14 protein-coding genes and 2 tRNA genes are annotated in these 18,625 nt (G+C 39.0%); 4 read left to right on the forward strand and 12 right to left on the reverse strand.

Going from position 1 to position 18,625, the window contains the following annotated elements:
• Nucleotides 1-98 precede the first annotated feature (98 nt).
• The 4 genes from N5852_RS00285 to N5852_RS00300 form a co-directional block, all read right to left on the reverse strand.
• The gene (locus N5852_RS00285; protein WP_262098339.1) at nucleotides 99-1,220 is read right to left on the reverse strand and encodes an iron-containing alcohol dehydrogenase; all 1,122 of its coding nucleotides are present in this window, start codon (nucleotides 1,218-1,220) and stop codon (nucleotides 99-101) included.
• Nucleotides 1,221-1,551: 331 nt separating this feature from the next.
• Nucleotides 1,552-2,478 (reverse strand): arginase, encoded by a 927-nt coding sequence (rocF, locus tag N5852_RS00290; RefSeq protein ID WP_262098340.1) that lies wholly within the window; start codon nucleotides 2,476-2,478, stop codon nucleotides 1,552-1,554.
• Between the two features lie 146 nt (nucleotides 2,479-2,624).
• Nucleotides 2,625-3,767: an NAD(P)H-dependent flavin oxidoreductase gene (locus tag N5852_RS00295; RefSeq protein ID WP_262098341.1), complete on the reverse strand. Its 1,143-nt coding sequence runs from the start codon at nucleotides 3,765-3,767 to the stop codon at nucleotides 2,625-2,627.
• A gap of 112 nt (nucleotides 3,768-3,879) precedes the next feature.
• Entirely contained in the window at nucleotides 3,880-4,809 is a 930-nt protein-coding gene (locus tag N5852_RS00300) for a LysR family transcriptional regulator (protein ID WP_262098342.1), read from the reverse strand.
• Between the two features lie 1,041 nt (nucleotides 4,810-5,850).
• On the opposite strand from N5852_RS00300, the gene N5852_RS00305 reads away from it, so the two are divergent.
• Nucleotides 5,851-7,197 (forward strand): D-serine ammonia-lyase, encoded by a 1,347-nt coding sequence (locus N5852_RS00305; RefSeq protein ID WP_262098343.1) that lies wholly within the window; start codon nucleotides 5,851-5,853, stop codon nucleotides 7,195-7,197.
• A 117-nt stretch (nucleotides 7,198-7,314) separates the two neighbouring features.
• Here N5852_RS00305 and N5852_RS00310 read toward each other — a convergent pair whose 3' ends face one another.
• Entirely contained in the window at nucleotides 7,315-7,866 is a 552-nt protein-coding gene (locus tag N5852_RS00310) for a hypothetical protein (protein ID WP_262098344.1), read from the reverse strand.
• A 542-nt stretch (nucleotides 7,867-8,408) separates the two neighbouring features.
• Here N5852_RS00310 and N5852_RS00315 point away from each other — a divergent pair.
• A complete protein-coding gene (locus N5852_RS00315) occupies nucleotides 8,409-9,413 on the forward strand; it encodes an RluA family pseudouridine synthase (protein ID WP_262098346.1) in 1,005 nt (334 codons plus the stop codon).
• Between the two features lie 139 nt (nucleotides 9,414-9,552).
• Here N5852_RS00315 and N5852_RS00320 read toward each other — a convergent pair whose 3' ends face one another.
• The 4 genes from N5852_RS00320 to N5852_RS00335 all read right to left on the reverse strand — a co-directional run bounded on the left by N5852_RS00320 (nucleotide 9,553) and on the right by N5852_RS00335 (nucleotide 11,281).
• The gene (locus N5852_RS00320; protein WP_262098348.1) at nucleotides 9,553-10,128 is read right to left on the reverse strand and encodes a cob(I)yrinic acid a,c-diamide adenosyltransferase; all 576 of its coding nucleotides are present in this window, start codon (nucleotides 10,126-10,128) and stop codon (nucleotides 9,553-9,555) included.
• 319 nt (nucleotides 10,129-10,447) lie between these two features.
• A tRNA-Gly gene (locus N5852_RS00325) sits at nucleotides 10,448-10,522 on the reverse strand.
• A 313-nt stretch (nucleotides 10,523-10,835) separates the two neighbouring features.
• Nucleotides 10,836-10,910 (reverse strand) — tRNA-Gly (locus N5852_RS00330).
• Nucleotides 10,911-10,969: 59 nt separating this feature from the next.
• Entirely contained in the window at nucleotides 10,970-11,281 is a 312-nt protein-coding gene (locus tag N5852_RS00335; protein ID WP_262098349.1) for a hypothetical protein, read from the reverse strand.
• A 25-nt stretch (nucleotides 11,282-11,306) separates the two neighbouring features.
• Here N5852_RS00335 and holA point away from each other — a divergent pair, with 25 nt between their 5' ends.
• Both holA and N5852_RS00345 read left to right on the forward strand, forming a co-directional pair.
• Complete coding sequence (gene holA / locus N5852_RS00340) at nucleotides 11,307-12,353, forward strand: DNA polymerase III subunit delta (RefSeq protein ID WP_262098350.1); 1,047 nt, start codon at nucleotides 11,307-11,309, stop codon at nucleotides 12,351-12,353.
• A gap of 263 nt (nucleotides 12,354-12,616) precedes the next feature.
• Nucleotides 12,617-13,180 (forward strand): undecaprenyl-diphosphatase, encoded by a 564-nt coding sequence (locus N5852_RS00345; RefSeq protein ID WP_262098351.1) that lies wholly within the window; start codon nucleotides 12,617-12,619, stop codon nucleotides 13,178-13,180.
• A 212-nt stretch (nucleotides 13,181-13,392) separates the two neighbouring features.
• Here N5852_RS00345 and N5852_RS00350 read toward each other — a convergent pair whose 3' ends face one another.
• From N5852_RS00350 to N5852_RS00360, 3 genes are all read right to left on the reverse strand, one after another.
• Nucleotides 13,393-14,907 carry a hypothetical protein gene (locus N5852_RS00350; RefSeq protein ID WP_262098352.1) on the reverse strand — a complete coding sequence of 505 codons (1,515 nt, stop codon included), beginning with the start codon at nucleotides 14,905-14,907 and terminating at the stop codon, nucleotides 13,393-13,395.
• Nucleotides 14,908-14,948: 41 nt separating this feature from the next.
• Complete coding sequence (locus N5852_RS00355; protein WP_262098354.1) at nucleotides 14,949-16,733, reverse strand: NADase-type glycan-binding domain-containing protein; 1,785 nt, start codon at nucleotides 16,731-16,733, stop codon at nucleotides 14,949-14,951.
• Between the two features lie 141 nt (nucleotides 16,734-16,874).
• On the reverse strand, nucleotides 16,875-18,617 hold the full coding sequence (locus N5852_RS00360; protein WP_262098355.1) for an NADase-type glycan-binding domain-containing protein: 1,743 nt from the start codon (nucleotides 18,615-18,617) through the stop codon (nucleotides 16,875-16,877).
• Nucleotides 18,618-18,625 lie beyond the last annotated feature (8 nt).

The raw sequence follows: 18,625 nt of genomic DNA on the forward strand, positions 1-18,625 counted from the left end.
TGCGTGATTAAAATTTTGACACAATGCATAAAAATAGAAAGCGTAGATAAACTATTACTTTAACAATATACAAAGCTACGCTAAGAGCATAAAAGCTATTACTCTCGCTTCATTTTTCCAGCAATTGCCGCATTAAGAATGGTAAGTGCTGCTTTTTGAGTAAAGCGAACAGGACTCATATGGGCAAGAGGGTGATTAACCGCCATTTGCTCTAGCAACAATTTTTCCTTACGCTTTATTTTGGTTGCACCAACCAAGTTTGTCAGCTTGCTTGGTACACCTGCTATACGACGTAGTTTTAATAAAGCTTTTGCAAATCCGATAGAGCCGCCCTTAATGCCAAGGCGATTAGCAAGATCGGTTAATCGCGGATCAAGGGTCTCAAGATTATAGGTCAGGACATGGGGCAGCAAAAGTCCTGCGGCTTTGCCGTAAGCAACACCATAAATAAAACTCAAACAACGAGCTAAAGCAGCTGTTGCACCTTGTCTGTTGGTGCCAGCAAGACCCGCCATCACCGCGGCACTTAATAAATGAGCATGGGTTTCATGATTAGCAGGATTATTGATTAATTGCGGCAATTGCGTAAACATCGTTTTTGTAGCTTCAAAAGACAAATTATCGGCCAAAGGATCATAACCACCAACGCACCAAGCTTCTATGGCATGGACAAGAATAGCAAGTGCGGAATCAACTAAAAGAGCCTTATTCTGTTTACCGGCAAGGGCAGTATCAAACAGGACTAGCTTGGGTAATTCCATCTGATGTAATGTGACAACCGGATATTTTTCCCCCACTCGATAGGAAAAACCGTAAGGTGAAAACTCGGTTGTATTACCGGCGGTCAAAGTGACAGCAATGACGGGCTTTTTAATTTTACTCGCAGCAAGGCGGGCAAAAGCAATGATGCGGCTCGAGCCAACCGCCACCACACAATCAAATTCACCTTTGACAATAATTTCATCGGCAAATTCGATGCACTGATCACTAATATAACCTATATCTTCCGAGTAGGTACCAAATGAATAATGTGCGCGGTCAAGCCTACGCAAGAGATTCCTCACAATAGCCGAATGAGCTGTTAGCTTATCACAAATAATAATAGGACTTTTGTAGCCATAATAATCAAGTTGCGCCTCAATTTCACCAATGCGACTTTCGCCCAACAAAATGCGAGTTGGAATACTCCATTCAACCTTGGTAATACTATTATTCAACATAATGAGTAATCTCTTTAAAATGCTTTGACGAATAGAAAAAAACATTTAGATTTTAATATTAATATGGGATATAAAAACAAAACTTCTATAAAATAATTGTCGTCAAAAAAATAATAACTCTATATTCTAAAATTTGCTCTTTTAAATTCCACTCGTAAAAAAACTCCCCTTCTAAAACTCTCCCCAACATTATTTTAGCTTTATAATATATTGAACAAGATATAGATTTGATAATTTATGCAAAAAAATACCAAATAAAATATTTAGCATATTTTAAATAGCTTTTTTAGATTTTACAATATTCTTGATTTTATACGCCTAAATCCTTGCCCTAATTATTATAACTGCGAGTGACGCGGTCAATAACCCGCCTCCCCATTAAACTTGCAGCAAGATCCATCATCAAGGTTGCAGTTTTGCCGCGCTCATCTAGAAAAGGGTTAAGTTCGACAAGATCAAGGCTTGAAACCAATTTGCTGTCACTTAAAAGCTCCATAATCAAATGTGCCTCGCGAAAGGTTGCACCACCAGGCACGGTCGTACCGACTGCTGGCGCAACCGATGGATCCAAGAAATCCACATCGAGGCTGACATGCAATATGCCTTTGGCTTGCTCAACACGCTCCAAAAAGCGTCGCAATAAAACGCTTACACCAAACTCATCAATATTGCGCATATCGCAAATGGTAATTGGTGTTTTGTTAAGAGCAATACGTTCATCACTATCAACGCTACGAATGCCAAAAAGGCAGAAATTTTTAAGAGGAACCGGATGTGCAAGCGCAGGATAATAGCCTTCAAAGCCTTTTTGTCCGCTTAAGTATGCAACTGGTGTGCCGTGTAAATTACCACTTTTTGTACTATCAAGCGTATGAAAATCTGTATGAGCATCAAGCCATAAAACAAAAAGTGGTTTACCAATTTCCAGCGCATAGCGTTGCATACCAACAACACTACCAGCCGATAAAGCGTGGTCTCCCCCCATGAATATTGGAAAGCCCTGCATGCGCTCTTGATAGGCACGCTCCGCAATCACGTCAATCCAATCATGCACCTGCGGTAAATGATAGATTTCCTTATTGGGATGGTGAAGCTTTGACTGATAAGTTGGCGTTATATTACCAGTGTCAATAACATTGTGCCCTAAATCTTCCAAAGCCTTAACGATGCCAGCGGCACGATAAGCACTTGGTCCCATCTCGCAGCCCAACCGTCTTGAGCCATCTTGTATGCCAACTCCAATGAGACGAATATCCATGCCTTATTCCGTTTATGTAATTTTAAAAAGAAACAAACTATCGCTATGTTATGCCGTTTTTATGTGATGTCATAATGACAAAATATTGAAAGCCCCCCAACTCATTCTAATATAGCATAAACAATAGATAACAAGCGGTCAAAACCTTAATTAATAACGGCAAAATATTCTTGCTCCAATTGCGCGATGAGGTCGGCTGCCGGCATAAAACGCGCCAAAGGCGCGCCACAACCTGCCCAATACCCACCAATATCAAAATTATGCTCTTTTGCCTTGATTGCCATCACCTGCTTTATCGCATCATAGGCATATGGATAGTCTGCAATAATGCTATTATCAATATTCATACCCCAATGGACAAAATCGCTATCAAGTGCACGTGCTGGCCGCCCAGAAATCACCCGGGTCATAGTGGTATTATTAGCTGCATCTGATTTTAACAATTGTCGATAATGATCATTTGCCGCACTTTCAGCACAACCAATAAAGGCGGTGCCAAGCTGCACGGCATACGCACCAATTTTTTTCAAAGCAGCAATATCTGCCCCATTCATAATCCCCCCTGCAGCAATGATAGGAATATTAAATGTGCTAACCAGAATATTAGTTAAAACATGAGTTGAAGATTGTCCGTCAACATCATCAGGATTGAAAATACCGCGATGCCCCCCAGCTTCATAACCTTGCGCAATGATGCCATCAAAGCCGTTTTTGGCTATAAAATCGGCTTCGGTAAGATTAGTTGCGCTAGCTAATAAAGTAGCGCCTGTTTTGCGAAAAATGTCAAGAATATTGGGGTTAGGAATACCAAAATGAAAACTGACAATTTTAGGATGCAAATCGCAAATGGCTTCAGCAAAACGCATATCATTTTTGATGGAACCATAAACTGCTTCAAGAGGTTTATTGAGTTGGGGATTTCCAGCAAACAATCTATCATTCAACACTTTGCGCCAATGCTGGTCTTTCTGAGGATCAAGCGTAACTGATGGCTCATGACAAAAAAAGTTTATGTTAAAAGGTGCATCGGTTAAGGCCTTAGTTTCCTCAATCATTGACACTGCATCTTCTAGCTTTAAATTACCGATACCAAGGGAACCAAGTGCACCAGCATTGCAAACGGCTGCAGCTAATTTTGGGGTGGATACACCAGCCATGGGTGCTTGAATAAGGGTAGAACGAAAATCATTGCTATTTATTTGCAGCTTAAACATTATAGTACCTTTTATTCGTCCAATTTTTTTGAACTTATCAGGAAAATCAGTACGCATGCAATTTTTATCTGGCATGAGTATTTTCCGCTACAAACTGTCTTGTTAACACCACAAAATATACAAAATAGTTTTTTGCATGACAGAATAAGCGCTTGCCCGATAAAGAAGCGAATAATTTGGTACTCGGTTAGACGGATTGGGACACCATACCCGGAATATGATTACTGCTTATTTGCGCCTGACAAAACTCATAAAATGCTTTAATTGCCTTCGTATGCTGGGCACTTTTAAGACTAAAAAGGCCAATTTTCATAACTGGCACTTCATCAGCGATAGGAATATATTGGATGGCTTTGCCATCAAGTGCTATTTGCGAGCGCGGAGCAACATTGGCAATTGAATAACCATAATCATTAGCGACCATGGTACGGATCACATCTTGATGAGGCGAACGAATAGCAATATTTGGGCTAAGGCCCTGTTGTTGAAAGAGACTAAAAAAATATTCACGACTATGGGGCAAATCCAAAAGCAATAAAGGCTCATCCGCAATTTCTTTGAGCGATACCGCACTACGATCTGCAAAATTATGTCCCTCGGCAATGATAAGATGAGGTGGTAAATCAGCTAGCGGTGTAAACTCAAAAAAATCTGGCACAAAACTATCATAACTCAGTCCAACATCAATAGCGCCGTCTTGAATGCCTTTCAATAAAACATCATGATTGGCAACACTTTGATTAAGCGTTATCGCTTTATACTCTTCCGTAAAAGCCTTTGATAATGCGGGCATGATCATCGGCGCAAGAGTCACCATGCAACCAACGGCAATTTGGCCGCGCAATTGACTCGTGACATCTTCAGTCACATTATATAGCTTTTCGGTTTCATCAATGATTTTCTTGGCTTGTATAAGTGCTTTTTTTCCCGCTGAAGTAAGTGCTAATCCCTGCGCATGGCGGCGGATAAACAATTTGGCTTGCAGCTCTTCTTCAAGATTGGCAATCGCTGTCGATATTGATGGTGATGAGACTTTAACGCGTTCGGAGGCAAGGCTGATGCTACCTGTTTCTGCAGTCGCTATAAAATATTCAATTTGCCTTAAAGTAATCCGCATCCTAACCCGTTCCGTTAATAAATTGATTGCTAATTAATTTTAATAATATCAAAGTCAAAATAACGTATATAAGATTTAAAAACTTAATATAAAATTTTCACTGCTATCCAACAATTAAAATCAATATTTAATTTAAATATTTCTATTTTATATCATTAAAATACTTGAATAAACCAAATAAAAATAAACTGAATACAAAACCACTTAAAAATATTATATAAAAATAATATAACACTGCTATGACAATGAAAGTTTAGGGTCTAGACTCATTAATTTTAATAATAATGAATTTTACAAAAATAAAGCAATTACTCAAGAAAATAAGATAACAAATTGTGTCATACAGTCGCAATAAGAGTAGATTCAAAACGCCTCAAGAATACAGCAGAGCATGGCGGGGGTAGCATAACTCTGCTGCATCTTGTTACCTCAACAAATGAAGTCTAAGCTTCATGAGGGGCATGTAAGATCAATCAGAAGACCTGCGGGGGGGGGAATGGTCAAAGGCTGATTGATCTGCTGCTAACACTATTGATAATATTTATATTCGTCAATAATTAAAAACTAAATTAGTATTTTTTTTGATTAGCTTATGAAAAAAAATTTTGTTTTCCTAATTTTTCGCCATAAACTGTTTCGAAATGGAACATTTAGAGTTTAATTACAAAAAATACCTAACTAGTTAAATATAAATTTAAAATTAATATTATTTTGCGTATAAATTACTAAAAAACTAAATAGTTATTATTAATTTATATTAACTTTTGATTATATCTATATAATTTTAGTATAAAAAAATTTAAAATAATTGTTTTATAATTCTTTATTCGATATAATTTAATTTCTGTCAATCATTTTAGTTTTTTTTTATAATAAATGTAAGGTTGCCTTATTTTTTTCATAAACAACGTTATAATACTTGCAGCTTTTAGCTTTTGATTATTAAGTCGGCCTTTAATTCCACGTTGAATAATTTGACTATCTCTTTTCGTGAATCACCCATAATATCAACGATTTTTCAAATATCTAAAAGGGTCAAAGATGGTGGTTTTAGAAAAAAACCTTGAACAATGGTTTAAACAATATCCTTTATTGAAAGATATGGTGGATCTACACCCGACCAGTTGGTTTAATTCAGCCTGTGCGCCTGTTAGCGAGGCGCTTGATGATGTTGGGTTGGTAAGAAGTGATATTGATGAAGCAGCCGCGCGATTACAACGCTTTTCCCCTTTTATCGCCCAAGCATTTCCCGAAACAACCGCAACAAATGGTATTATCGAATCACCGCTTTTACGCCTTACAAAAATACGAGAGATTTTTAATTTAAAAAGCGATACTCCAATCATTCGAAATTTATGGCTTAAAGCTGATAATGCCTTGCCTATATCAGGGTCAGTCAAGGCGCGTGGCGGCATTTATGAGGTTTTAAAACATGCTGAAGATATTGCTCTTGCAGCGGGGCTTTTGGCCCTTAATGATGACTATCGTCTTTTCGGTAGCCCCCAAATCAAGGAGTTGTTAAAAAATCGCAAGATTACCGTTGGCTCCACGGGCAATCTTGGGCTATCTATTGGTATCATCAGTGCAAAACTTGGTTTTCAAACTTACGTCCACATGTCCGCTGATGCGAAGCAATGGAAAAAGGATAAATTACGCGCTAATGGTGTGCAGGTTATAGAATATCAAACCGATTATGGCAAAGCGGTGGAAGAAGGGCGTCGGCAGGCTAATGGCGACCCCAACTGTTATTTTATTGATGATGAAAATTCACGCAATTTATTTTTAGGCTATAGTGTGGCAGCACAACGTCTCGCCAAGCAATTTGAAGATGCCGATATTAGAGTAGATGCCGAGCACCCACTTTTTGTTTATTTACCCTGCGGTGTCGGTGGTGGCCCTGGTGGCATAAGCTTCGGCTTAAAATGCGTTTTTGGTGACAATGTTCATTGTATTTTTGCAGAGCCCACCCATTCTCCAGCCATGTTCCTTGGGGTTTATACCGGCCTTCATGACAAAGTTAGCGTTCAAGATTTCGGCATTGATAACAAAACTGCCGCAGATGGGCTTGCAGTTGGCAGGCCATCTGGCTTTGTCGGCAAAGCAATGCAAAGATTGATTGATGGTTATTATACGGTAGAGGACAAAACCCTCTTTAGCTATTTAGCTCAACTCTATAATAGTGAAAACATTAAGTTAGAACCATCGGCAGCGGCTGGCTTTGCCGGCATTCCATTTGTTTTGCAAAATAAGGAATATTTAGAGCGCCAAAAAATCTCACAGCAAGATTTGCAAAATGCTACTCACCTTGTTTGGGCAACAGGCGGCGCAATGGTCCCTGATGATGAATTCCAACGCTATTTGGCACATGCCAATAAAAATATTTTATGATACCCCATATAAGCAAAAATATCGCAAATATTGGGATTAGATTTCAGATATAAAAATTAAAAAACTTTGCTGTAAAAAACTTACAGCAAAGCCTTATCATAAAATCAAAAAACTAATTTAATTGGCATTATTCAAATCAGGTGACGGCATATCATTTGCTGGTATTGGCAGGCGCGCCACCACATGACCTTGTTTATAATTATAAATAACCAATTCAGTACCACCGGATGGTGCTAAAGTTTCAAGTGAGATAAGATCACCCGAAAGGCTATGGGATAGAATACGCGTACCAATGGGTAAATCAATCTCGCGATTAATGGTAGCGGGCGGCGTAGTGGGCAAATTATTATTAGCGTTTTGGCCATTTCCAGCTGTTTCGGCAGCGCTGTTTATTGACTTAACCGCTAAATCATTGGGCACTGACGATTGGGTTATTTCTGCCGTTGCTGGCGTATCAGGTGTACGCGTTGCCTTATAAATAACCGCAACAAAGACCGCAATCACCAATAAAAGGGTAATAGAAACCGAAACAATCATCAAGCGCATTAATTTACGCCTTACACGTTCTACAGCTGGATCAAGAGTGTTTTGATTTGGAGCTTCCTGATAATGGTCTTGTTGATAAGTGTAATCACCGTCGTCATAACCATGATTGTGATTATTTTGCATTTCGGATTTTCTCCATTCAGCCTAATATTATAGCCGGTGTTCCGGAATTTAATTTTGTGAGCCATTTACTAATATTAAAACAAAGTCAATAGGTTGTAATTGTAGATAATGGCATTTTTAAATTTTTCTAGCCTCTACACTACCTAAATTCTTTAAAGGCTTTATTAATAAAATTGATTTGGCGCGTTTTACAGCAAAATCAAGTGAAGTCTTTTTTGCTAAAAGCCACCCCTCCCCATTTCATCAATGGCTTTTTTAAAATGATTTTATCAGGAAAAAATTATGAAACGCAGTTTGGGTTTGAACCATCCGCCACAATGCTATAAATAAACATCTAAGCGAAGCAATTGGTAGCAATTTCAAAGGCAAAGATTGGCAATTTGAAGGATCTTTTTGGATAATTAAAGCAATAGGCCTAAAAATATCGTTTAATTTGATATCGATTATACAAACACCAATAGCTTTCACATTTAAAAAATGCGGTAATTTAAGTAAAATATCGCGACTTATCGCGCCAAGAGAACATATTATATAGGATTATAATGCAAAAACTTATAACAGAAGCGGAAACCAAGAGCAAAAGGCTTGACCAGTGGCTCGCAACCGCATTAGCGGCAGATTTTTCTAGAAGCCGTCTCCAAAGCCTCATCCAAGAAGGTGCTGTTTCTGTTGATGGCAAGGTTATTTTAGAACCCAAATTCAAATTAAATGGCGAACAAACAATTACGCTCATTTTGCCAGAACCAGTTGATCCAGAACCACAAGGCGAGGATATCCCTCTTGATATCCTTTATGAGGATGAAGATCTTATTGTACTTAATAAGCCACAAGGTCTTGTTGTCCATCCAGGTAACGGTAATTGGCAAGGCACCATGGTCAATGCCCTTGTCTATCACTGCGGCGATAGCCTATCAGGCATTGGCGGCGTTAAACGTCCAGGCATAGTGCATCGTCTTGATAAAGATACCAGCGGCGTGATGGTCGTTGCCAAGAATGATTTTGCCCATAAGCATTTAAGCGCACAATTTGCCGATCATGGTCGCACTGGCGCATTGGAGCGCGTTTATAGTGCTGTCGTATGGGATGTACCTGCGCGTAACAATGGCACAATAGAAACCTTTCTTGGGCGATCAACCCGTGACAGAACGCGCCAAGCCGTCGTTGGTGAAAGCCGCAGCGATGCCCGCCATGCTGTAACCCATTATAGCGTTATTGAAAAATTTGGGGCAAGAGAAGATGCAGGGGCCTCAGCAAGCCTTATTGAATGCCGGTTGGAAACGGGTAGAACGCACCAAATTCGCGTCCACATGGCGCATCTTGGTCATTCATTGCTTGGAGACAATGAATATGGCGCATCTTTTAAAACAAAAGCAAACCGCTTACCAGACGAGGTAAGAGCGGTTGTTCAAGCCTTCCCACGGCAAGCACTTCATGCTGGCCAATTGGCATTTGAACACCCCAAAAGTGGTGAAGTAATGCATTTTGAAGCACCCATGCCGCAAGATATGGCAGAATTAGTAGCAGCGTTACGCACGATCAAGGTATAAATTTACAGTCAAGGTTTAAATTCAGAATTAAGATTTAAGTTCATTGAACGAATTGAAACTATTAAGCCCATCAGAACCATTCATGCAATGATTGGTTCTGATGGGCTTTTTGCAAAACATCTAAGTGATTTGTGTAAAATTAACGGTTTTCCCCCGGTACCCATAAAATATCGCCGCCCTTATCGCTATTGGCATAGCGTGCCGCTACAAAAAGCAAATCAGAAACGCGATTAATATAATGCAATGCCGCAAGATTAATCGGCTCGATTTCCTGTAGCGCAACCATATCACGCTCGGCGCGCCGACTAATCGTGCGGGCAAGATGCAAATATGCGCTTGCATGGCTACCGGCTGGCAAAATAAAAGAGCGTAACGGCTCCAATGTCTGATTTAAAATATCAATCTCTTGTTCAATACGACTGACTTGCGCGGCAACAATACGCAAATCATGGTTGTCTTGAACATTATCATCACGCAATGGCGTTGCCAGATCCGCACCAAGATCAAAAAAATCATTTTGAATGCGTAGCAGCATCACATCAAGCATACTGCCTTGCTCTATGTAAAGCCGCGCAACGCCAATGGCCGAATTTGCTTCATCAATAGTACCATAGGCTTCAATACGTGGATTAGATTTGCGCAAGCGCGAACCATCAACAAGGCCCGTTGTGCCATCATCACCTGTACGTGTGTAAATTTTGTTTAGCTTAACCATGAGATTACCCTTATTGATGAAAATGCAGTAACTTAACCTTAAAATTTAGGCTTGCTCTTGGCAAGCAATGACACCGTAACCAAAAATTATATATAAGATAAGCAAAAACTGGCGGACATGATAAAATATCAATTCAAGATCAAGGAGACTAAGGCCTAAAAAACAAAACCTAGTAAATAGCCTTTTATTGCGCCACTTTGCTCTTCAAGACATCATAACCATAGATAATGCATGATTAGATGACAGCAATCAGCATGACACAAAATTTAAAGAAATTTAAAAAAATGGAAAATATAAAACCAGATGGCTTTTAGCAAACTGGAGCGGGCGATGGGATTCGAACCCACGACCCCAACCTTGGCAAGGTTGTGCTCTACCCCTGAGCTACGCCCGCTCATCTGCGTATTGAAGCAGTATACTTCATTTCAGGATTGGCGTTATATGCAGCAATCACTTACAAATTGCAAGCGCAAAATTGAAATAAATCTCAAAAAATATAAAAATAATTTAAATCCTATAAAGAAAGGAGATTTACCAGCACTTATTGGACTTTTGATAGCGCAGTCAAATGGCATTCGATGCTTGATTATTTCAGCATGTAATGTGAATAGATGCTAATATTATAAAATTATTCAAAATATATGCTTAGTGACATAAGCAAATGCTATAGCAATTTATAAGAAATATATGCGCAAGATTTTGAAAATTGGAGCGGGCGATGGGATTCGAACCCACGACCCCAACCTTGGCAAGGTTGTGCTCTACCCCTGAGCTACGCCCGCTCATCTGCGTGTTGAAGCAATATGCTTCATGTCAGGATTGGCGTTATATGCCGCAACGGTTATGATAATGCAACAAGAAAATTCATTTTTTTATAAAAAAAATATAATGATATGATTTTATTGAATAATTTTAAATTTAAATTTGCATGTTTTTTTGGTAAAATGCGTTTCTGTAAAATTTTGATTCCTTTTAAGACAATTGCTTGCAAATTGGTACTTGCAAATTGGTACTTGCAAACTGGTACTTGCAAACTGGCTTTCGTTAAAATCAAGATGGAATAAAAGGCAGGGTTTTTGTTTTCAAGCATATCAGCATTAGATTTAATTTTGTGGTTGCGTAACCAAGCAGCAAGCCTTAAATCAAAAGGCATATAATAGAAAAGGATTCTTGGCAAAATGGCGCAACGAAAGGCCCATGAGGTTGATGGTTTTATTCGCAAGCCCTCGTCAACTTTTCCCATTATACTGGTCTATGGGCCAGATAAGGGATTGGTATCTGAACGCGCATCGCTTTTTGCCAAAAATACTGGCATAGACTTACAAGATCCTTTTTCAACCTTAAAGATTGATGCCAGCGAAATTGATAGCGACCCTGCTCGCCTTAGTGATGAAGCCCGTACTGTATCGCTATTTGGCGGCGAACGCTTAATCTGGGTACGCAATGGCGGTGCACAAAAAGGCTTGGCTGAGGCAGTAAAATGGTTGATAGCAACACCGCCACAGGGCACTTATGTTTTAATTGAAGCTGGTGATTTGAAAAAAGGCGTGACTGGCTTACGCGGTATTGTTGAGGCCGGGTCGTGTGCGATGGCGCTTCCTTGTTATAGCGATAATCAAAGTGGCATTGATGCGCTTATTGACCAAGTGCTTGATGAATTTTCGATGAAAATCTCATTAGATGCACGCAAATGGCTGCGTGAAAGCCTAGGTGCTGATCGCTTGGCCTCGCGCGGTGAATTAGAAAAACTATGTTTTTATGCCAAAGGGCAGAGCGAAATCAGCGTAGAAGATGTCGCCAATGCAGTTAGCGATGTCAGTGCGCTTTCGCAAGATGAAATTATTGATGGCGTAGTTTCAGGTAATGTTGATAGTTTCAACCAGCATTTTGACCGACAAGTTGAAAGTGGAGTCGCTTTATTTCTTGTTTTAAGCGCAGCTCAACGGCAATTCCAACAATTAATGCAGATGCGCGCGCAAATGGATAATGAGGGTAGTTCAGCAAGCCAGTTAGTGAAATCGGCGCGTCCACCGATATTTTTTAAACGAGTACCCATTGTCGAACGGGCATTAAATAATTGGACGATGCCGCGAATTATTCGCGCTATGGAACGGCTACAAACTGCCGTGCTTGAAAGCCGTAAATCCGCAACCCTTGCCACGCCAATTATCCGCCAAACATTACTCGCTTTAACGATTGAAGCGGCACGCGCAGCGCAGCGTTAAAAAACTAAGCTTGCCATATTATCCACAATATTGGTGAAAATAGCAAAACGCATTAAAGCTCTTTTCAAGAGATTGTTCACCTTTATCTGGCACAATTACTATTCAAAATGACAAAGACTCATTTTAGTCGCAGTTTTTTGAAATGCATAGTGCTTGAAGGTTTACGCCTCATTCACGCATAAAGATTATGATTTAGACGAATGACATAGAATACATATCTAAAAAGCGCAAAAACTTTAAGGATATGCGGTAATGGATAGAATATGCTTGCAACGATTGATACATTTTTAGCGCAAAGCCTTGCGGGTAGCACTCAGACACCAACATTAATCATTTGGTTTGGTATTTTTTGCGCCAAGGGGCTTTTATATTTCATACCGCTACATTTATTGCTTTTATGGTTTGCTGGCGGCAAATTCGAGCGTCGTGCTGCTTTGACAATTGTTGCAAGTATTATAATCGGTTTATTTATCAGCCATTTGATTGGTCTTGTTTTTTACCGAGAGCGCCCCTTTGTTGCCGGTATTGTTGAAGCACTTATTCACCATTCACCCAATGCGTCATTTCCTTCAAATCATGCCACAATTTGTGCCGCCTATTTTTTTAGTCTTTATTTATTGCGCTATAAAATGGCCGCAAAATTTGCGCTTGGCTTACTCGTGCTTGTTTGTTGGGGACGTATTTTTGTTGGCGTGCACTATCCCTTTGATATTTTCGCAGGAATTATCCTTGGTGGTCTAAGTGCTTATGGCTGCACCCGCTTTGTTTTACCTAAAATCCCAGCAATTTTTATAGCTTTTCCAGCACAAAAACTATCAGAGAAGTAAATATTATCATTGCTACGTCCTAAAACAAACCTTACAAAAATATTTCAATAGTAAAAAAGAAATTGCATTGATGCCATCGCATGCAATTTCCAAGTCTTTAAAAAAGCTTCATCATAAGAGCGTTTTTTGAAAAGTATGAAGCGGTTTTCGGACAAAAAATGCGGTGTAAACAATGGATTAGAGCGCCAATCTGACCCAACCAGATCGGTGCTCTAGTGGGACGGTGCAAGGGCTGGAAATTCGCTTAAATCTTCATCTTGATAACGGTTATACAAAAATTGCGGCCTCGCCATTGATGGGTTAAGGTCACTATCATTGAGTATAGTAGCTAATGATTGGTTGAAACTTGCAGTGACATTATCGCGAAATTGCTGATAGCAATCCTCGCGCATGTAAAGATAACCTAGCACCGGCATGATTTTAATAAAAGGCTGTGCAAAATCACATTGCTCTGGCCAATAGGCATAAGCCTCAGTTGGGTTAATCCCATAAACCAAGCGCCAAATTCGTGTTTTGTCCCAATGACGCTCTGGCATGAAAGAAAACGCTTCACCGCCGGTTTTATATTTATAATAATAATGCATATCGCGATTAACAATCAGCATTGGCGGCGGCGCAAAAGTAGCCATCAAAGCATCATATTGTTTAAAAATTGCTTTTTCATTGATATTTTCAATATTAACGCTGCGATATAATGATGTGCCTGTAAGCAGCATCAACGCAACCGCCAACAGGCTCATTTGCAGATATTTTGCAAGTGTTTTTGGCTTTGGTATTGGCTGGTCTTTCAAAAACCATATACTGATGAATAAAACGAGTAAGGGAAAGGCTAGCGCGATGCGTTCACCAAAATTCATTGTCTCTTGACCAAGGCTTGGTAAAAAACAAGAAAATAGCGGTAAAAAGTGCCATAGATTACTTTTTGACGACCGCACCGCAAAAAATAGCAAACCAAGCACCCAAATACCGCAAAAGAGTAGCTCCAGCTTTATTGCAAGCGGCAAAAATGGCTCGCTTAATAAGGCAATTAACCCCAATTGAAGTTGATTACTTTGAAAGCGGTAAAAATCAAATAGCCCCAAGTATAAAACACCGCTCACCAATGCAGCAATGAGACCGATAGAGAGAAGAGTAACCGCAATCAGTATTTGCCATTTTAACTTGGCAATATTACCACCCTGCCCTGCGTGCAATTTTACCTTGTTATTATCTTTTCTTTTGGACCAATAATAGCCGATAAGGGATAGCGAAAAAAGCCCGATATAAATGATTGCCGATTTATGGAAAAACACCGCAAGACATGAAAATCCCATAAAAACAAAAATATAGCGCGGATAGCGATACATAAAATTTACGGTAATCACTAAAATAATCCAACTGGTAAATTGTTTAGGAAATTCAACCGCCATAAAATAAAAGCTAGGTGAAATGAAAATCCAATACAAAATAATAAGCGCTAAAGCACCGTTTTTTATAGTTTTTAAAAGGAGATAAAAGGCAAGTAAAAACAAGCCAAAACTAAGAGCGATATAGATTTTCACCATTGCTTCGCCATTATTGACAAAATATGCAAGCGGTCTCATCAGCCAAAACAGCCAACTATCATCGGGAATACGCAAGCGACCATGATCAATGAGGCTTTGCGCTTGCACTGCATAATAATAGCCATCATAACCATAAAAGTAGCTTTGATGAAACAGAATAAGCCCAAGCTGAAGCGCAGCCATAAAAATGGCTAAGCAAATAAAGCCAGTTCTCCAATAATGCTTCATATTTTTGTACAAAACGGCACACGCTTAACAGGGACTACAAGGTCGGTATAAATATCGGATTTTACGGCATAAACATCTTTTTCAAGTAATATTTTACGCAATTTTTCCCGAAGTTCACCAATGGTTTTTGCTTCAACCACAAATCCGTCATCAAGTAAAACGCTAAGCCCTAAATCTTCACCTTCATATTCTTCCCTATCATAGATTGGCATAGCAACAAGGAAATTTAAAAGCTTTTTTTGCTCACTTTCAGCAAGATTTGAAAATTTTTCTATTTTAAAAAGATTTTGGAAAATTTGTGGGGCGGCATGGGCAATTTCATCATTTCCCTTACCACTTATATAACCAACACTGCGTGAAAAAGACGTTTGATATTTTTTACCAAATAGTCTCATCTCATTTGGTTTTACAAGCTCGAAATTACCTTCTGCAACTGTAGCAAAGGGGCGATTTTTACTATCTGGCTTGAAACGCGCAGGATAAAGCACAAAGCTGCCATTACTACGCAATCGAAAGGTTGAAACATAACAATGATCCTTGCGCAAGTACTTCTCGCTCAAAGTTGCCCAATCCATATCACCAAAAAAACTACTAAATGTTTTATCGGTAAAAGCATTGTCCGTAAGTTCGGCGATTATTGGTATTTCTTGACTAATAGGCACAATAATTGCGCCCTTATTGTCAATAAAGCGCAATTCGGATAACACAACATCTCTATAGGCTTGCCCTTTATAAATATCGGCAATTTCCAAAACAATTTGGCTATTCGTGATTGGTTTTGGCAGCATAATTTTTTGCATGGCTTGTTCGTCTTTGACCGCAATTTTTTCGCCATTTATCAAAAGAGCTTTCACGCGGCTATTAGCATAAAAATGCTTATCTGACCTTTGATAGCCATTCCATATCATCACACCCGCAATATTGTGTTGGTTTTTAAAGTTAAGGGCGATTTTGGTGCCAATGCCATTGCCTTTTTTACCATCTGTTGCAAAGGCCATGCTGGTATTGGAATCAAAAAGATGGCTTGGATGATAAGCATTTTGTGGATCAAGAATTGAAGTGGCATTGAGTTCTATCAATGGTGCTTCAATCGGTAAATTAACCGCCAAAGCATGCGGCTCATTATAAATTTCTTTAACTAATGAAGGTCCACCAAATGACTCTAAAATATCTTTATTCACAAGATCAATTGAAGTGACTTCCCATTTTGCAGCTAGGTTACCGTCAATGATGCGAAAAAATACCGATTTCGCTTTATATTGGAGTTTAAACGAGCCGTCTATACGATATGGTTCGCGCCTTAAAACATAAACGGCCTTACTGGGATCGATCTCGAAACGTTGAACAACAAAAGGAATTGGATCCCTATCTTCTCCCATTGTATCAGCAATAGCATCACTACCATCAAGATAGGCGGTAAAGGTGAGGCCTTCGCTATTACCGGTAACCGTTATCACGATATAATCTAGTTGGAAGGGCTGTTCAAATTGAAAGGCAAAACCTTCATTCACCCCGCCATCCTTGGTTTGTGGTTGCCAAGCCCCTTCACAATTTTTATCTAAAAGACAAATAATTGACGTTGATTGCTCTGTTGCGCTTGTTGGTGATGCCATTAAAATAGTTGGCACTATTTGATCTGTTGCGCTTGTTGGTGATGCCATTAAAATAGTTCGCACTATTTGATCTGTATTGTCTTGCGTATATCCTAAAGTTGGTAGGAAACCAATAATGACAATAATGACAGGGCAAAGCCGAAATAGATTATTAAAAAAATACCTCATCAGCTTATGCCCCTTTTTATAATTGAATAATCAATGGATATTGGCAAAAATTTAACAGCCATAAATGCTAACTTTTATTATTAACTCTGTATCTTATATTCTTCAACAGGCGAAATAAACCACATTTTCTCAAATATTGGTTTAGATTTTTGTACAAAATGGCACCCGATCAACAGGGACAACAAGGTCGGTATAAATGTCAGATTTTACCGCATAAACTTCTTTTGTCAGCAATATTTTACGCAGTTTTTCACGCACCTCACTAATTGTTGCCGCTTCAACCACAAATCCTTGGTCAAGCGAAACAAATAGACCAAGATTAAAATCTGGTTGATCCGCGTAAATTTTTTCAGGCTCTTCATAAAGTGGCTCATTAATAAGCAAACTCAACAGGTCTTTTTGTTCTTTTTCGCTAAGGTCAGAAAATTTTTCAATGGTAAAAAGGCTTTGAAAGATACTAGGTGCGACTTTAAGGAGCGCATTATCTTCATTTTCCTTTAAATAACCTGTCATACGTGAAAACATGGTTTGATATTTTTTGCCAAATAATTTGAATTTATTTTGTTGAATAATTTCAAAGTTACCCTCGGCAGCTATAGCAAAAGAATGCAGCCTATCAATGCCTTTAATATTGTGCGAATAAAGGGAAAAACTTCCATTGCTACGCAAGCGAAATGAACCAACATCACAAATATCAGCTTCAACTTCGCCGCGTGCAAAGACCATTTGACTCAAAAAACCACTAAAACTTCTATCGACGAAATGATTGTTAGTAAGTTCTGCTATCAATGGCGTTTCTTGGCTAACGGGTAAAATAATCGCGCCCTTATTGTCAATAAAGCGCAATTCGGACAGCACAACATCCCTATCGTCCGCCCCTTCATAAATATCGGCAATTTCCAAAACAATTTGGCTATTGGTGATTGTCTTTGTCAGCATAATTTTTTGCATGGCTTGTTCGTCTTTGACCGCAATTTTTTCGCCATTTATCAAAAGATCTTTCACGCGGCTATTAGCATTAAAATGCTTATCAGACCTTTGATAACCATTCCATATAATCACAGCCGCAATATTTTGTTGATCTTTAAAGTTAAGGACGATTTTAGTGCCAATGCCATTGTCTTTTTTACCATCGGTTGCAAATGCGTTACTGGTATTGGAATCGAAAAGATGGCTTGGGTGATAAGCATTTTGTGGATCAAGAATTGAAGTGGCATTAAGCTCTAGCAATGGTGCTTCAATCGGTAAATTAACCGCCAAAGCATGCGGATCATCATAAATATCTTCAACTAAAGATATTTCACCGTTTATTATTTCAAAAATATTTTTATTAACAATATCAATTGAGGTCACGGTCCATTTTACTGGTGAATTACCATCGGTAATACGAAAAAATACCGATTTGGCAGAATAATCAAGCGTAAGCGGTTTATTAATGACAGAGTACGGATCGCGCCTTAAAACATAAATGGCCTTCTTGGAATCGATCTCGAAACGTTGCAAAATAATACGAATTGGGTCGCTATCTTTATCTGCGCCATCAATAATAGTATCTTTACCGTCAAGATAAGCGGTAAAGGCAAGACTATTGCTATCACCTTCAACTGTGATGGAGATATAATCAAGATGGTAAGCTTGTTCGAATTGGAAGCCAAAGCCTTCATTAACCCCGCCATCCTTGGTTTGTGGTTGCCAAGCCCCATCACAATTTTTATCTAAAAGACAAATAATTGATGTTGATTGCTCTGTTGCGCTTGTTGGTGATGCCATTAAAATAGTTGGCACTATTTGATCTCTATTGTCTTGCGCAATTGCGCTTATTGGTAAAAAACCAATAGCCGCCAAACAAAGCCCCAATAGATAATTGTAAAAACGCTTGGTCATTGCCTTCC

Origin of the sequence: Bartonella sp. HY328 (genome assembly GCF_025449335.1) — a bacterium.
GTDB lineage: Bacteria > Pseudomonadota > Alphaproteobacteria > Rhizobiales > Rhizobiaceae > HY038.

Coding starts and splice junctions, on each gene's coding strand:
- N5852_RS00285 (WP_262098339.1), bottom strand. CDS start 1,220: ATGTTGAATAATAGTATTACCAAGGTTGAATGGAGTATTCCAACTCGC.
- rocF (WP_262098340.1), bottom strand. CDS start 2,478: ATGGATATTCGTCTCATTGGAGTTGGCATACAAGATGGCTCAAGACGG.
- N5852_RS00295 (WP_262098341.1), bottom strand. CDS start 3,767: ATGCCAGATAAAAATTGCATGCGTACTGATTTTCCTGATAAGTTCAAA.
- N5852_RS00300 (WP_262098342.1), bottom strand. CDS start 4,809: ATGCGGATTACTTTAAGGCAAATTGAATATTTTATAGCGACTGCAGAA.
- N5852_RS00305 (WP_262098343.1), top strand. CDS start 5,851: ATGGTGGTTTTAGAAAAAAACCTTGAACAATGGTTTAAACAATATCCT.
- N5852_RS00310 (WP_262098344.1), bottom strand. CDS start 7,866: ATGCAAAATAATCACAATCATGGTTATGACGACGGTGATTACACTTAT.
- N5852_RS00315 (WP_262098346.1), top strand. CDS start 8,409: ATGCAAAAACTTATAACAGAAGCGGAAACCAAGAGCAAAAGGCTTGAC.
- N5852_RS00320 (WP_262098348.1), bottom strand. CDS start 10,128: ATGGTTAAGCTAAACAAAATTTACACACGTACAGGTGATGATGGCACA.
- N5852_RS00335 (WP_262098349.1), bottom strand. CDS start 11,281: ATGCCTTTTGATTTAAGGCTTGCTGCTTGGTTACGCAACCACAAAATT.
- holA (WP_262098350.1), top strand. CDS start 11,307: ATGGCGCAACGAAAGGCCCATGAGGTTGATGGTTTTATTCGCAAGCCC.
- N5852_RS00345 (WP_262098351.1), top strand. CDS start 12,617: ATGCTTGCAACGATTGATACATTTTTAGCGCAAAGCCTTGCGGGTAGC.
- N5852_RS00350 (WP_262098352.1), bottom strand. CDS start 14,907: ATGGCTGCGCTTCAGCTTGGGCTTATTCTGTTTCATCAAAGCTACTTT.
- N5852_RS00355 (WP_262098354.1), bottom strand. CDS start 16,733: ATGAGGTATTTTTTTAATAATCTATTTCGGCTTTGCCCTGTCATTATT.
- N5852_RS00360 (WP_262098355.1), bottom strand. CDS start 18,617: ATGACCAAGCGTTTTTACAATTATCTATTGGGGCTTTGTTTGGCGGCT.